13 protein-coding genes are annotated in these 15,486 nt (G+C 63.1%); 11 read left to right on the top strand and 2 right to left on the bottom strand.

Going from position 1 to position 15,486, the window contains the following annotated elements; genetic code table 11:
• From prsK to gph, 9 genes are all read left to right on the top strand, one after another.
• On the top strand, window positions 1-2,094 hold the full coding sequence (gene prsK, locus K226_RS0101995; protein WP_024813205.1) for an XrtA/PEP-CTERM system histidine kinase PrsK: 2,094 nt from the start codon (window positions 1-3) through the stop codon (window positions 2,092-2,094).
• Complete coding sequence (gene prsR / locus K226_RS0101990; protein WP_024813204.1) at window positions 2,091-3,452, top strand: PEP-CTERM-box response regulator transcription factor; 1,362 nt, start codon at window positions 2,091-2,093, stop codon at window positions 3,450-3,452. Before prsK ends, prsR begins: the two co-directional genes overlap by 4 nt.
• 22 nt (window positions 3,453-3,474) lie before the next feature.
• Window positions 3,475-6,252 (top strand): XrtA/PEP-CTERM system TPR-repeat protein PrsT, encoded by a 2,778-nt coding sequence (gene prsT / locus K226_RS0101985; RefSeq protein WP_024813203.1) that lies wholly within the window; start codon window positions 3,475-3,477, stop codon window positions 6,250-6,252.
• Window positions 6,253-6,310: 58 nt separating this feature from the next.
• Window positions 6,311-6,919, top strand: coding sequence for a hypothetical protein (locus tag K226_RS0101980; RefSeq protein WP_024813202.1), 609 nt, complete (start codon window positions 6,311-6,313; stop codon window positions 6,917-6,919).
• 28 nt (window positions 6,920-6,947) lie between these two features.
• Window positions 6,948-7,220 carry an HPr-rel-A system PqqD family peptide chaperone gene (locus K226_RS0101975; protein ID WP_238324238.1) on the top strand — a complete coding sequence of 91 codons (273 nt, stop codon included), beginning with the start codon at window positions 6,948-6,950 and terminating at the stop codon, window positions 7,218-7,220.
• Window positions 7,217-8,152 (top strand): HprK-related kinase A, encoded by a 936-nt coding sequence (locus tag K226_RS0101970; RefSeq protein WP_202899870.1) that lies wholly within the window; start codon window positions 7,217-7,219, stop codon window positions 8,150-8,152. Before K226_RS0101975 ends, K226_RS0101970 begins: the two co-directional genes overlap by 4 nt.
• A complete protein-coding gene (locus tag K226_RS0101965) occupies window positions 8,152-9,246 on the top strand; it encodes a nucleotidyltransferase family protein (RefSeq protein ID WP_024813199.1) in 1,095 nt (364 codons plus the stop codon). The genes K226_RS0101970 and K226_RS0101965 overlap by 1 nt, the downstream gene beginning before the upstream one ends.
• A complete protein-coding gene (locus K226_RS0101960) occupies window positions 9,243-10,022 on the top strand; it encodes a S1C family serine protease (RefSeq protein WP_024813198.1) in 780 nt (259 codons plus the stop codon). Before K226_RS0101965 ends, K226_RS0101960 begins: the two co-directional genes overlap by 4 nt.
• A gap of 95 nt (window positions 10,023-10,117) precedes the next feature.
• A complete protein-coding gene (gene gph / locus K226_RS0101955) occupies window positions 10,118-10,825 on the top strand; it encodes a phosphoglycolate phosphatase (RefSeq protein WP_024813197.1) in 708 nt (235 codons plus the stop codon).
• Between the two features lie 13 nt (window positions 10,826-10,838).
• Here gph and K226_RS0101950 read toward each other — a convergent pair whose 3' ends face one another.
• Window positions 10,839-12,494, bottom strand: coding sequence for a methyl-accepting chemotaxis protein (locus K226_RS0101950; RefSeq protein WP_024813196.1), 1,656 nt, complete (start codon window positions 12,492-12,494; stop codon window positions 10,839-10,841).
• A gap of 224 nt (window positions 12,495-12,718) precedes the next feature.
• Complete coding sequence (locus K226_RS0101945; RefSeq protein ID WP_238324189.1) at window positions 12,719-13,318, bottom strand: chalcone isomerase family protein; 600 nt, start codon at window positions 13,316-13,318, stop codon at window positions 12,719-12,721.
• A gap of 342 nt (window positions 13,319-13,660) precedes the next feature.
• On the opposite strand from K226_RS0101945, the gene trpE reads away from it, so the two are divergent.
• Window positions 13,661-15,160, top strand: a complete 1,500-nt coding sequence (gene trpE / locus K226_RS0101940) for an anthranilate synthase component I (RefSeq protein WP_024813194.1) — start codon at window positions 13,661-13,663, stop codon at window positions 15,158-15,160.
• Complete coding sequence (locus K226_RS0101935) at window positions 15,157-15,486, top strand: chorismate mutase (protein ID WP_024813193.1); 330 nt, start codon at window positions 15,157-15,159, stop codon at window positions 15,484-15,486. Before trpE ends, K226_RS0101935 begins: the two co-directional genes overlap by 4 nt.

Here is a 15,486-nt window from a genome sequence, read left to right as displayed (position 1 = left end):
ATGAACAACAGTGAAAACGCGCTGGTTTACTGGGGGTTGGCTTTGGTAGCGGGCGCCTACTCTTTGTTGTCCCTGCGTTTGGTCCGCCAGGAAAATTGGCAGGAGCCAGTCAATCGCATCGGCTTGGCAATGCTTGCCGCAGCGCTACTTACTGTGGTGTGGAGTGGTTTCAGCTTGCTGGCGCTGACCGTCAGCGCTGACTGGTGGCTGGGTGCGCAGTCGGCCGACATGCTGCGCTACCTCTGCTGGGGTGTCTTTGTCGCCCTTTTCTTCAACCCCAACGCCGGCGTGGCACAGGGCCCGTGGTATCGCTGGTTGCCTGGGCTGGCATCGGCGGGTTTGCTGGGCGTGCCCGCACTGATCGTGCTCGTCAACGTTCTGGCGGGGGCGACGGGCCACATGTTTCTCATGGTGCTGTTGGCACTTGGAGGCCTGGTGCTGGTGGAGCAATTGTTCCGCAATCTGCCCGAGGATTCGTTGTGGAGTGCAAAGCCGGTGTGCCTCGGGCTGGCGGGCACCTTCCTGTTCGATTTGTACTTGTTTTCTCAAGGCGTGCTGTTTCAGGGGGCAGATCCTGATGCTCTGAGTGCGAGGCCTTTGGTGCACGCCCTGATGGTGCCACTACTGCTGCTGGCCACAACGCGGCATCGCAACTGGATCACCAAGATTCGGGTCTCGCGCAAGGTCGTTTTCCACTCCGCGACGCTGGTGCTGGTGGGGCTTTATATGCTGTTCATTGCGGGCGTTGGCTATTACGTTCGCTATTTCGGCGGTGAATGGGGTGGCGCCCTGCAATTGGGTCTGGTTTTCGTGGGATTGGTACTGGCACTGGCGCTGGCGCTTTCAGGCTCGTTGCGAGCCAAGTTGCGGGTGTTTTTGGGCAAGCATTTCTTTCGCTACCGCTTTGATTACCGCGAAGAATGGTTGAAGTTCACCGCCACGCTGTCGAGCCAGGCCCACCCCCAAGAAGCGGGCCAGAATGTGGTGAAGGGCCTTGCCGACATGCTGGAGAGCCCTGCAGGTGCATTGTGGCTGCTGCGTCCGGACGACGATCAGTACCGACAGGTGGCCCGGTGGAATCTGGCCGCGACCAGCCAGACCGTAGACCAGCAGGCCGAGCTACCGACGTTCATGCGATCCACAGGATGGGTGGTCAATCTGGAGGAGTTTCGTGCTTCGCCCGGGCGCTACCGGGATTTGCGCCTGCCCGATTGGCTGGCCGAGTACCCGCAAGCCTGGCTGTTGGTCCCGCTGTGGCAAGGCAAGGATTTGTTGGGCTTTGTGTTGCTGGCCAGTCCGCGCACGTTGGTGGACGTCAATTGGGAGGTCACCGATCTGCTCAAAACAGCCGGACGCCAGGCCGCGAGCTTCCTGGCGCAAATACAGGCCACCGAAGCACTGCTGGAGTCCCGCAAGTTTGAAGCCTTCAACCGAATGTCGGCATTTGTGGTCCACGATCTGAAAAACATCGTCGCCCAGTTGTCGCTCATGGTCAAAAACGCCAAGCGACTGCAGGACAACCCCGAATTCCAGGCCGACATGCTGATGACGGTAGAGAACTCGCTCGACCGCATGCGCCAGCTGATGCTGCAGTTGCGCGGAGGCTCTGCGTCCGGTGATGCGTCCGTGGGTGTGGATCTGTGCAAGATTGCGGAACGGCTGGCAGCCAATGCCTCGCGCCGCGGCCGCACCGTGCACCTGGAGGCGTCGCCACAGGTTTTTACCCGTGGACAGGCCGACCGGTTGGAGCGCATCATCGGTCATCTGGTGCACAACGCCTTCGACGCGACGGAAGTCCATGACCGGGTCTGGGTGAAAGTGGATCGTTTCGGTAGCCATGCTCGCATCGAAGTGGGTGATGAAGGCCAGGGAATGACCGAAGAGTTTGTCAAGACGCGCTTGTTCAAGCCGTTTCAGACCACCAAAGAGGCTGGCATGGGAATTGGCACCTACGAAAGTTTTCAGTACGTGCAGGAGCTCGGCGGCAAGGTTTCCGTGGACAGCCAGATTGGCAAGGGAACCGTGGTGCGTCTCCTGCTTCCCTTGTTTGAAATCGGTCGTGATTTCGGATTACACCCCCAGGAGGAGGCATGAGCCCGGACAAGTTGCAGCCCCTGCTTGTTGTCGAGGATGACTTGGCGCTGCAAAAGCAGATCAAGTGGTCGCTGGATCGTTTTGAATCCGTCACCGCCCATGATCGTGAAAGTGCCATGACGCAGTTGCGTCGTCATGCGCCCGCGGTGGTGACCATGGACCTTGGCCTGCCCCCGGATGCCGACGCGGTCTCCGAGGGGTTCAAGCTGCTAGAGCAAATTTTGGGTGCTGATCCTGACACCAAGGTCATTGTGCTCACCGGGCAGAACGACCAGTCCAACGCGCTCAAGGCCGTGGCCATGGGTGCTTACGATTTTCTGGCCAAGCCGTTTGAGCCTGAAGTGCTGAACCTGACCGTGGAGCGTGCCTTCCGGCTGCACCATTTGCAGACCGAGAACAAACGTCTGCGGGCGATGCAGATGCCCGACACGCTTGCCGGCTTGCTGACGCGCGATCCGCAGATGCTGCGCATTTGCCGCACCATTGAAAAAGTCGCCAACACCAACGCCTCCGTCATGCTGCTGGGCGAAAGCGGCACGGGCAAGGAGGTCCTGGCGCGCGGCCTGCACCAGCTTTCTAATCGCAAGGACGGCAAATTCGTCGCCATCAACTGCGCGGCCATTCCTGAGAATCTGTTGGAAAGCGAACTCTTTGGCTACGAAAGAGGGGCCTTCACAGGAGCCGCAAAGACTACTCCCGGCAAGATTGAGACAGCGCACGCAGGCACGCTCATGCTCGATGAAATCGGGGACATGCCGATGTCTTTGCAAGCCAAGCTGCTGCGATTCCTGCAAGAGCGCGTTGTTGAGCGTGTAGGTGGTCGTCAGGAAATAGCCGTGGATGTGCGTGTTGTGTGCGCAACCCACCAGAACCTCACGCAATGCGTCAAGGAGGGGCGGTTTCGAGAAGATCTCTATTACCGCCTGGCTGAGATCGTGGTGGAGATACCGCCCTTGCGTGCGCGGGTAGGAGACGCGGCGCTGCTTGCACACGCCTTTGTGCGCCGATTCGGCCAGGAGCACCGGCGCAACCTGACACTGGCTGATGATGCGCTGCGCGCGATTGAGGCGCATCCCTGGCCGGGCAACATCCGCGAACTAGAAAACTGCATCAAGCGGGCCACCATCATGGCCGATGGCAACCAGATCACGGCCGACGATGTCGGGCTTATGGGTGCTGCCAGCGACGATGTGGACCGATCACTGGACCTGCGTGTGACGCGCGAGGCCGCCGAGCAGCGGGCGGTGCTTGCAGCGCTTGCCCGGGCGGACGGCACGATTGCCAAGGCCGCCGATCTTCTGGGTGTCAGCCGCCCCACGCTGTACGACCTGATGCATCGCCTGGGCCTCAAGCCCTGAAACATCTCTCTGGAGGACGACCATGAAGGCTCCCGTTTCCCGCTCTTTTGTTCCCGCAGCCACTCTTGCCATGGCCTTGCTGGTGTCGGCATGTGGTAGCGACAGCCCGGATGCGCTCCTGGCGTCGGCACAGGACTACCTGAGCCGCAACGATGCGCCCGCGGCCATCATCCAGCTCAAAAATGTCTTGAAGGACCGCCCGGATTCCGCCAAGGCACGCCTTCTGCTCGGCCAGGCCTTGCAGGCCACCGGTGACATAGCGGGAGCGGAAACCGAGTTCAGGAAAGCGCAGGATCTGGGTGCGGCCCCTGACGAAGTGGTGCCGCAACTGGCGCAAGCCTTGTTGCTGGGCAAGCAGTTCGGCAAGATCACGACCGACTATGCCCTCCTGCAGCTTGCCAGCGCCCCAGCGCAGGCAAGTCTCAAGACGACTGTGGCGATTGCCTGGCTGCGCCAAGGCCAAGAGGAGAAGTTCCGCGCCAGCATCGATGAGGCGCTCAAGGCCAAGGCAGACCATGTGCCTGCGCTCATCGAGCTGGTCCGCGCCAGTGCCCAGCGCGGCAATATTGATGAGGCCTTGGCAGGGCTGGACAAGATTCCCCGGCAATCCTCCGGTGCCGACGAGGCGCACAAACTGCGCGGTGACTTGCTGCTGTATAGCAAGCGCGACATGGATGCGGCGATGGTGGCGTACCGGGATGCGCTTCAGGTCAATCCCTCTTATCTGGAAGGGCAGGCGGCCGTCGTTCAATTGCTACTTCTCCAGGGCAAGACCGAGGCCGCCGCCGAAGCCTTGCAGGGGCTGGCAAAGGAGGCGCCCGGCAAGCCGCAGACCTTGTATTTGCAGGCGATGCTGGCATACGCCAAAAATGATCTCAAGGCGGCACAGGAACACGCGCAAAAACTCGTGACCCTCACCCCTGAGAATTTCCGTGCGCTTGAACTGGCCGGCATGACGGAGCTGCGGCTGGGGGCCAATGTGCAGGCCGAGGCGTTGCTGGCCAAGGCCCTGCAACTGGAAGCGGGGCTGCCCATGGCACGGCGGGGTTTGGTGACGGCCTATGTGCGCCAGGGCCGCCTCGACAAGGCCATGTCCGCACTTCCTGTGGACGTTGAGCGCAACGACCGTGATCCCGGAATGATGGCGCTCGCCGGTCAGGTGTACATGCTCCATGGCGATGTGGACCGGGCACAGCGCTACTTCGCACGGGCGTCCAGCCTTGATCCTGAAGACCCCGCAAAGCGCACATCGCTGGCGGTCAGCCGCCTGGCATCGGGTCAGAGGGATGCTGCGCTGGGTGAGTTGCAGAGCATTGCGGCCTCGGATGACGGGGTGGTGGCAGACATGGCCCTGATCAATGCACTGCTGCAGGAGCGCAAGGTCGATCAGGCCCTGAAAGCCATTGATGCGCTGGAGAAAAAGCGTCCTGCAGACGTGATGCCAGTCTTCTTGCGCGGCCGAGCCCTGTTGCTCAAGCGCGATGCGGTCGGCGCACGCAAGGCCATGGAAAGGGTTCTCGAGATCGACCCCAACTACTTTCCCGCTGTGGGCGTGCTGGCGGTGCTCGACAACGCCGACAAGCGGCCAGACGATGCGCGTGCGCGCCTTGAGGCGGCCATCAAGCGCCAGCCAGGCAACGTTCAGGCGCATCTGGCCCTGGTGGAATTGCGCCAGGCCAATGGCGCGGACAAGACAGAGCTGGCGACGCTCTTGCGCAAGGTGGTGGAGGCGGCGCCCAGCAGCCCCCTCCCGCGTCTGCTTCTTGCAGAGCACCATTTGCGCCACAGCGAGCCCAAGGATGCGCTGGTTGTGGCACAACAGGCGGTGTCCGCACTGCCTGACAACGTTCAGTTGCTCGATGTCCTGGGGCGCGCGCAGTCGGCCAACGGCGAACACAACCAGGCACAGGCCAGTTTCAACCGCATGGCGGCGCTGCAGCCGCAGTCTTCCCTGCCCTTCCTGCGCATGGCCAGCGCCAACCTGATCGCCGGGGACCGTGACGCTGCCAGTCAGAATCTGCGCAAGGCGCTGGAGATTGAGCCCAAGTCGTTGGAGGCCCAGCAAGGGCAAGTCAGTCTTGCCATGGCGGCGCAGAAGCCCGGCGATGCCTTGGCCATCAGTCGCGCAGTGCAAAAGCAAAGGCCCAAGGAGCAGGTGGGCTATATGCTCGAAGGCGAGATTCACGCGGCAGGCAAGGCCTGGGATAAAGCCGCCGACGCTTTCCGCGCGGGGCTCAAGCAGGTAGCCAGCCCGGAGCTGGCAGTGCGGCTGCATGACGTGCTGCTGTCGGCCGCAAAAAAACCCGAAGCCGATCGATGGGCCGCTGAATGGTTGCGGACCCAGCCCAAGGATGCGGTTTTTCCTTTCTATCTGGGAAACCGGGCACTCACTCTCAATGAGTTGCCGGAAAGTTTGCGCCAGTTCGAACGGGTGGTGGCGATTCAGCCCGACAACGCGGCTGCCCTGAACAATCTGGCATGGCTCAAAGGCCAGCTTGGCCGCGACGGCGCACTTGCCGATGCCGAACGCGCCAATGCGTTGGCACCCAATCAGCCGGCGTTCATGGACACCTGGGCGATGTTGCTGTCTTCCGCCAACCAGCATGAGCGGGCCTTGGAGATGCAGAAAAAGGTGGTTCAGCTGCAGCCGCAGGTTTTGGAATTCAAGCTGAACCTGGCCAAGATTCAGATCAAGGCAGGCAACAAGGATGCTGCCCGCGCACTGCTGGATGAACTCAGCGCGGCAGGAGATCGGTTTTCGGCCCAGGCCGAGGTGGATCGGCTGAAGAAAACGCTGTGAATTCCTGCAATGAATGTGCAGTCAAAGCTAAGCAAATTGACCTGCTCTGGAGAACGTGATGAAAGAAACCGAAACAACGTCGACAACGTCTGGCGCGGTACCAGACGGGCATGCACACGGCGTCAGCCGCCGCCAGATTGTGCGTGCGGGCCTGAGTGCCGCGCCCGTGGTGGCCGCGCTCAAGAGCAACACCGTTCTGGCCGGAGCAGTGGGCGGCGGCCAGGGCAATGGTGTGACCACATCGGCTTTTGCCTCGCTGCAGGCCAACCAGGGACGGGTCAGCAATGCCCGCTACAAGACCGACTGCATCGTTCGCACGCCTGCAGAGTGGAAGCTCAAGCAAAGCGAGTTCAAGAAAAAGAAGTTTCAGGAGTGCGGCTTTGTTGCCAACCCCGAAGGAAGGTTCGGGCGCCGCGTTTCGCTGGGGGATGTGTTGGGCTACGAGGGCCATGATCGCGACACCGTTTTGGCCCGCTATGTGGTGGCGTCGTATCTGACAGCGCTCGAGTTCCACGACGATCGTGACGTGCTGGCGCTCTCCACCTCGCAATGCAATGCGATCTGGAGCGGGCGCGGCAACTGGAGTCCGTTTGCGGGCGTCCAGTGGGACTATGCACAAACCATCGCCTACTTCGAAACCATCTACAGTGCGCGCCGTTACGGCTGATGCCGCCCCGGTGCAGCCCGTGCATGCTATGCGCTGGCACTGCCCACGGCGCGCAGACTATCTGCTGCAGCTGTGGCCCGATGGCGCCGTGGTGTACGACGAAGCCAGTGGCGATATCCATGCGCTCAGCCCCATTGCGGGCGAGCTGCTGCAGCAGCTGTTGACGGTGCAGCAGTCTTGCGCCGAAAGTCTGGCCCAGGCGCTGCTGGGCGAGCAGCCCACCGCGGAAGATATTCGCAAGGTGGACAAGTTGCTGAAAGATTTTGAATACCTGGGTTTTATCGAACCCTGTGACGCGTGAGTGCGCAGCGTCAGCTGTCCTCCCTGCCCAGGACGCAACTGGACAGGCTGCTGGGCGGCGAAGGCCTGGGTATCGTGATTCCACCGTTTGTTGTGCGGGTGCGCAGCCCCATCTGCGTTGTGGCCGATGGCATCGAGCGCCTGTATTCAGACCACCTGTTGGCCCCGCAGGATGGGGCGGGGTTCTTTGACTTCCATGTGGCAGTGGAGGCAAGCCGTCCATGGTTTCGGCCGCTGTGTGTTTTCGCGCTGGACGGACGCCAGCCGTTCACGCCGCTCGCGCAGGGCGAAGCGTTCGCACTGTTCGAGTGGGGGTTGAACTGGTGCGTGACCAGCCACTGCCACCAGTGGATCAGCCTGCACGCAGCCGTGCTGGAAAGGGGTGGGCGCGCCGTGGTTCTGCCGGCACCGCCGGGTGCGGGCAAGAGCACACTGTGCGCGGCGCTCATGCTCCATGGCTGGCGCCTGCTGTCCGATGAATTGACGCTGCTGGAGCCCGGCAGCGGCTGGGTGGTGCCGTCCCCGCGCCCCATCAGCCTCAAGAATGCCTCCATCGATGTGATTCGTGAGCGCGATCCGGGTTGCGTGCTGGGGCCGGTGGCGCACGATACGCAAAAAGGCACGGTCGCGCACCTCAAGGTGCTGCCAGATAGCCTGGCGCGTGCCGACGAGCGCGCCTTGCCGGCCTGGATCGTCTTTCCCCGGTACGAGCGCGGCGCCGCGCTGCAGGTGCAGCCGCGCGCCAAGGCCACCACCGTGATGGAGCTCGCGCGCAACAGCTTTAACCAGCATGTGCATGGCCGCGCAGGCTTCGAGGCCCTGGTGCGGATGGTCGATGCCTGCGACAGTTTCGATTTGCGCTACAGCCAGCTCGACCAGGCGCTGGACTGGTTTGATGCGCTGGAGCCACCATCGCCCGCGAGGGTTGCCTGATGCACGACGACGCCATGCAGCCGCTGTTGAACCTGCTGGGCCCGGCGCCGCAGCCGCAGCGGCTGAGCTTGGCTCAATGGGATCTGGTGGTGCGGCAGGCGCGCCGCGCCAATGTGCTGGCGCGCATTGCCTCCCTGGTGCAGGCCCGTTGCGCGTGGCATGCAGTGGCCCCTGCGCCGCGCCAGCACCTGGCCTCGGCGCTGGCACTGGCCACGCGCCAGCAGCGTGAGTTGCGCTTTGAGGTGGCGCAGATCGCGCGCGCCCTGCAGCCAACGGGCCTGCCCGTGGTGTTGCTCAAAGGGGGCGCCTACACCTTGGCTGGCCTGCAGGCATCAATGGGGCGCATGGTGTCGGATGTGGACATTCTGGTGCCGCGCGAGCGCCTGGCCGACGTGGAAACGGCGTTGATGATGGCCGGCTGGGTGCACGCCGACCATGATGCCTACAACCAGCACTACTACCGCACCTGGATGCACGAGCTGCCGCCGATGCGGCACCTGCACCGTGGCACGGTGCTGGACGTGCATCATGCCCTGGTGCCTGGCACCGCCAGGGCCCGGCCCAGCACACAACGTTTGTTGCAGGCGGCGAAGGCGCTGCCCGGTCAAGCGGGCGTGTGCGTGCTCGCACCGGTGGACATGGTGCTGCACAGTGCGGCGCATCTTTTCCACGAAAGCGACTTCACGCACGGATTCCGGGGCGTGGTGGACATCGACGCATTGATGCGCGAGTTTGCCTCGGTGCCCGGTTTCTGGTCGGACCTGCTCGAGCGCGCGGCGGCGCTGAGCCTGCAGTGGCCGCTGCACCATGCGCTGCGCTATGCGCAGGCCATCATGCAAACGCCCGTGCCGTCCGGCGCAGTGGCCGCACTGGCGCCCAGCGTGGGCCAGCAGGCCCTGCAGCACCGCTTGCGCGACGCCCTGTATTTGCGCACGCTGCGGCCCGATCACGCTTCCACCGCGGATGCGTGGACACCACTGGCGCGCGGTTTGCTCTACCTTTACGGCCACCATCTGCGCATGCCGCTGCACTTGCTGGTGCCCCACCTGGGGCGCAAGGCGCTGCGCGGGCTGCTTCCCAAGGAGAAAACATGAACCACAAACGCTGGTGGGTGCGCTGGGCACTCGTATTTTTGTTACATGCGGCATGGAGTGGCACCACGCTGGCACAACTGCCCGACACCATCGAGCGGATCAAACCCGCCGTGGTGCTGGTGGGCACCTACCGTGCAACGGACGCGCCGCGGTTTCGCTATGTCGGCACCGGCTTTGTGGTGGGCGACGGCTTGCGCGTGGTGACCAACGCCCACGTGATATCCGCCATCCCTGCCATGGGTGCCGATGGGCCGGCACTGGTGGTGCAACTGCGCGCGGGGGCTGGCGTGTGGACCATGCGCCAGGCGCGGGTGCTGGAGACTGTTCCCGAGCACGATCTTGCCTTGCTGCAGATCGACGGACCGGCAGCGGCAGCGCTGAACGTGGTGGCGTCCGACCCGGTGCGTGAGGGGGAGGAACTGGCGTTCATGGGCTTTCCCATCGGCGGGGTGCTGGGGTTTTCCAGCGTCACGCACCGGGCCACCGTCTCGTCCATCACCACCATGGCCTTGCCCAGCCCAACGGGCCAGCAGCTGAGCGAACGCGCCATTCGCAGCCTGCGCTCCGGGCCCTTGCAGGTGTTCCAGCTCGATGCCACGGCTTATCCGGGCAACAGCGGCGGACCCCTGTTTGATCCGCGCAGCGGCGCGGTACTCGGCGTCATCAACATGGTGCTGACCAAGAGCACGCGCGAATCGGCCATGAGCCAGCCCTCGGGTATTTCGTATGCGATTCCGAGCCGCTATGTGCTGGAGCTGATGGCGCGGCACCGGTAGATGCGGGGGGCGGTTTGCCCCTGCAGCATGCCCATGGCGGGCCGCTGTGGTGCAGCGCAGTAACATGCGGCGCATTGTTTTGAAACCTGCTGGCCATGCTGAATTTGAAGTCTTTTGGATCGAACCCCACCCCCCTGGACGCCGTCATCATCGACCTGGATGGCACGATGGTGGACACCTTGGGCGACTTTGCCGAAGCCCTCAACCGGATGCTGGGCGATCTGGAACTGCCACCCATTGCGGCGCAGCACATCGAACGCATGGTGGGCAAGGGCTCTGAACATTTGCTGCGTTCAGTGCTCAATCACGTGCTAGAGCATATGGGTAAAGCGCCTACAGCTATTGAAATTGAAGCGCTCTACGCCCATGCCTGGCCCAGCTACCAGCGGCACTATCTGGCCATCAATGGACACTACGCGCGCGTCTATCCCGGCGTGGAGGCAGGCCTGCAGGCCCTGCGCCATGCTGGCCTGCGTCTGGCATGCCTGACCAACAAGCCCACTTCGTTTGCTTTGCCGTTGCTACGCGCCAAGGGGCTGGAGGGCTATTTCGAGCAGGTTTTCGGGGGTGACAGCTTTGACAAAAAAAAGCCCGACCCGTTGCCGTTGCTGAAAACCTGCGAGGCCCTGCAAACCGCGCCTGCCCGCACGCTGATGGTGGGTGACTCGTCCAACGATGCGCAGGCCGCTCGCGCTGCTGGCTGCCCTGTGGTGCTGGTCACCTACGGCTACAACCACGGCCTGCCGGCGCAGGCGGTGGATGCAGACGGGTACGTGGCTTCGCTGGAGTTGCTGCTGGCGTGAGCCGGGGTGCCCGTCAGGCGCCTGCCCCGATGACGGCTTGCCCGCTGTAGCCAATGTGCCCTGCGGGGGCTGCCGCCGTAGCGGCCTGGCGGCGCTGCGCCGGTGCCGCCAGGGGCGTGTGCAGGCCAGAGGCCAGCTTGAACACTGCAACGGCGTCGACCAGTTGCCCGGCCTGGAGCCTGAGACCGTCTGCGGCTGCGGCGCTTTGCTCCACCAGGGCCGCGTTTTGTTGGGTCGCCTGGTCCATCTGGGTGATGGCCTCGCCCACCTGCGAGACGCCCGAGCTTTGCTCGCTGCTGGCGGCGCTGATCTCTCCCATGATGTCGGTCACGCGGCGGATGGACGCGACCACTTCGGTCATGGTGGTGCCGGCCTTGTCCACCAGCCGGGTGCCCTGTTCCACCCGTTCCACGCTCGCGCCGATGAGGCTCTTGATTTCCCGGGCGGCCTCGGCACTGCGGCCCGCCAAGCTGCGCACTTCGCCGGCCACCACGGCAAAACCTCGGCCCTGCTCGCCTGCGCGGGCGGCCTCCACCGCTGCGTTCAGCGCCAGGATGTTGGTCTGGAACGCAATGGAATCGATCACGCCAATGATGTCGGCGATCTTCTTGCTGCTGTCGTTGATGCCCTTCATGGTGTCCACCACTTCGGCCACCACGTCGCCACCCTGCACGGCCACCGTTGACGCGCTCATGGCCAGCTGATTGGCCTGGCGCGCGTTGTCGGCGTTCTGCCGCACGGTAGAACCCAGTTCTTCCATGGAGGCTGCGGTTTCTTCCAGGGCGCTGGCCTGCTGCTCGGTGCGGGCAGAGAGGTCGTTGTTGCCCGTGGCGATTTCCACGCTGGCGGTTGCAACCCCCTCGGCGCTGTTGCGCACATTGCCCACAATGGCCGCCAGGCGTGATTGCATGGTGGCCAGCGCCTGTAGCAACTGACCGGTTTCGTCGCGGCTGTCGCAGGCAATGGGGCAGGTGAGGTCGCCGTTGGCAATGCGCTCAGCAGCTTGTCTGCCCAGTTGCACGGGACGCACGATGGATCGTGTCACCGTCCAGGCAAGCAAGGCGCCCAGCGCTACCGCGACCAGGGTGCCCACCCCCAGCAGCATCTGGCTGCCTCGGGCCAGGGTGCTGGTGTCGCGCTGGCTGTAGGCCAGCTGCGTGGCCATGGTTTTGCGCAGATCGTCCAGTGCCCCGAGGTATCTGTCGGCCAGGGGACGCAGGTCTGTATCCACCATGGCGGGCACATTGGGCTCGCCGCCGCGGTGCAGTTCACGGATCTCGTTCAGTTTGTCGCTGTAGGCGGCACGCGCCGCGGCAATGGCTGTCAGCAGGGCGCGCGCCTGGTCATCCTGCACCAGGCCCTCAATGCGCTTGACCTTGCTCTCCATGCTGGTGGCCGTGGCCTGGGTGTCGGCCGTGAGCTTTTCCATGTAGTCGCGATCGATGGCCTTGAGGAACGCTTCGGTGCGCACCCAGTTCAGCCGGATGTCGGATGCCCAGTCTTCCACCAGCGTCTGCTGTTCAATCTCTTGGGTGGCCACCCTCTCGCTGGCCATCTGCAGGCTGGAAATGCGCCACATGCCCATGGCAGCAATGAGCGCCGTGATGACCAGAATGGCGCCGAAAGAAAGGCCCAGACGCAGGCCGACGGGAAGGTTGCTGAGTTTCATGGTGGCCTTGATGAGCGATAGGGGGCTGCGGTGGGGGCGGTCCACCAAGCGTGCCCAGGCGTTGGTGTTGCGGCTAAAAATGCTTCAGGAGCTGGGTGGTGCGGGGCGCGTCGCCGGGTTGTTAGCGCAATCCTTTAAGCCTGTCGGACAGGCGAACGGGGCGGCCAAGCGTAAAAAAAACCTGCCTTGGGGGCAGGCTCAGTCCAGGGCGCAACAAGCGCGCGTCACTGTGGCTGCGGCTTGACGCCCAGCAGTTCGTCCTTGAGCTTCCAGTCGGCCGGCGTGTTGCCAAACCAGATGGACATCAGGGCGCGATAAAAGGCAGGGTCCTTGAAAGGCTCGGCCTGCAACTTGCCCTTGGCGTAGACGCTCAGTCCTTTGGCGGGGTCCCATTCGAGTGAGCAGACATCGCCGGGCGCAAACGACTTGTTGGCCGCAAAGATGTCTCCCATTTTGATCATGCCGGGAATGATCTTGGAGAGTTCCTGCTTGCTCACGTTGTCTTCCATTCCGCGCGTCAGCAACTTGCCGAACTCTGCGGAGTTGATGTCACGCAAAAACGTCATGGACAGCCGCTTGGGACCGGGTGCGGCAATCAAATCGTCCAGCGAAGACACCCGGCGCGTCGTGTAGAGGTCGCCCACGTACACCTTGAACGGGCCTTTGTAACGGATGCCAGCCCCGTTGAGTTGCAGCTTGGTGCCGCTGACGGTGACGGCGTCCTCCACCTTGACGCCAGCCAGCTCAACGGCGACGGCAGCCGTGGCTGCAGCACCCCAGCACAGGCCGGCTGCGAGAAATAGGGCATGCATTGTTTTGCGCATAGAAATCCTGAAAAAGCACGACCGTTCATTTAATGCAACAAATTGTGCGCTGGTGGGCGCTGGCGTGCATCGGGGTTTTCCCCGGGACAGGCCTGGCAAGGGCTGTGCGCGTTTTCGTCGGCCTGGAGGCGCGCATTTGCTACACTTTGCCCATGTTCATACACCACGTGTTCATTACAGGTTGCAGCGACCGGGGAGCCTGGCCCTGGCGTAAGCCTGTCTTTTTGAACGCCTGATTGCACCTGGGCCTCTTTCCCAGCGTGCACCCGTGGCCCCGCCGGGGCCTGTCGAATGAACAGCGGCGCTTTGTACAACGCGCTGCCTCAGCTGGGAGCTCTCCCCGTGATCACGGAACTTGAATTCAAAAGCCTGGCCGGTGAAGGCTACAACCGCATCCCGCTCATGGCGGAAGCCTTTGCGGACCTTGAAACCCCGCTCTCGCTTTACCTGAAGCTTGCGCACAGCAAAGACGGCGGCAAGCACAGTTTTTTGCTGGAGTCGGTGGTGGGCGGCGAGCGGTTTGGCCGTTACAGCTTTATTGGTCTGCCCGCCCGAACCTTGTTGCGCGCCAGCGGTTTTGGTGCAGACGCCAAAACCGAGGTGGTGACCGACGGCCAGGTGGTGGAAACCGCGCGCGGCAACCCGCTCGATTTCATTGAGAGCTACCAAAAGCGCTTCAAGGTGGCCCTGCGCCCGGGCCTGCCGCGCTTTTGTGGTGGCCTGGCGGGTTACTTTGGCTATGACACGGTGCGCTACATCGAAAAAAAGCTCGAAACCACCTGCCCGCCCGATGCGCTGGAAACCCCCGACATCCTTTTGCTGCAGTGCGAAGAGCTGGCTGTTATCGACAACCTCTCGGGCAAGCTTTACCTGATCGTCTATGCCGATCCGGCCCAGCCCGAAGCCTATGGGAAGGCCAAAAAGCGGCTGCGCGATCTCAAGGACCAGCTTAAATACTCGGTGAGTGCCCCGGTGGTCAAAGCCACCGAAAACCACCCCGCACAGCGCAGCTTTGCCAAGGCCGACTATCTTGCGGCCGTGGACCGGGCCAAGGAGCTGATTGCCGCCGGTGATTTCATGCAGGTGCAGGTGGGCCAGCGCATCCACAAGCGCTACACGGAAAGCCCCCTGAGCCTGTACCGCGCGCTGCGCTCGCTGAATCCCTCGCCGTACATGTATTTCTACAACTTTGGAGATTTCCATGTGGTGGGCGCCAGCCCCGAGATCCTGGTGCGCCAGGAGCACACCGATGCGGGCACCAAAGTCACCATCCGGCCACTGGCTGGCACACGCCCGCGCGGTGCCACGCCCGAGAAGGACAAGGCCGCCGAGGTGGAACTCATCAACGACCCGAAAGAGCGTGCCGAGCATGTGATGCTGATCGATCTGGCGCGCAACGACATCGGGCGCATCGCCCAGACGGGCACCGTCAAGGTGACCGAAGCCTTTGTGGTCGAACGCTACAGCCACGTGATGCACATCGTGAGCAACGTCGAAGGACTGCTGCACGAGGGCATGACCAGCATGGACGTGCTCAAGGCAACCTTCCCGGCAGGCACCCTCACGGGGGCGCCCAAGGTGCATGCCATGGAGCTGATTGACCAGCTCGAACCCGTCAAGCGCGGGGTGTACGGCGGTGCCTGCGGTTACCTGAGCTATGCGGGTGACATGGATGTGGCCATCGCGATCCGCACCGGCATCATCAAGGACGGCAACCTGTATGTGCAGGCGGCCGCTGGCGTGGTGGCCGACTCGGTGCCCGAGCTGGAGTGGAAGGAAACCGAACACAAGGCACGCGCACTGCTGCGTGCCGCCGAACTTGTCGAGGAGGGGCTGGAATGACCCAGGCCATCAACAACGTGCAGCATTGCACAACCATGGACGATGTGCGTCGCCACATTGATGCGCTGGACGACGTGCTGGTGCCCTTGCTGGTCACACGCGGCGGCTACATGACCCAGGCCGCGCGCATCAAGCAGGATGCATCGCAGGTGCGCGATGAAGAACGCATCCAGGCCATCGTGGACCGCGTGCGTGCACGCACCCAGATCGAGGGTGGCGAGCCCGACGTGATGGAGGCCATCTACCGCAGCATGATGGAAGCCTACATTGCCCACGAGCACCGCGAGTTCGCGCGCCTGCGCCAGACCGCCACACAGGAAGGTTGA

It is taken from the genome of Acidovorax sp. JHL-3 (assembly GCF_000526295.1).
In the GTDB taxonomy this organism is placed as follows: Bacteria; Pseudomonadota; Gammaproteobacteria; order Burkholderiales; family Burkholderiaceae_C; genus Acidovorax; species Acidovorax defluvii.
Note: the sequence above shows the minus strand (reverse complement) of the source record. Positions and strands in the feature narration are given on the sequence as shown.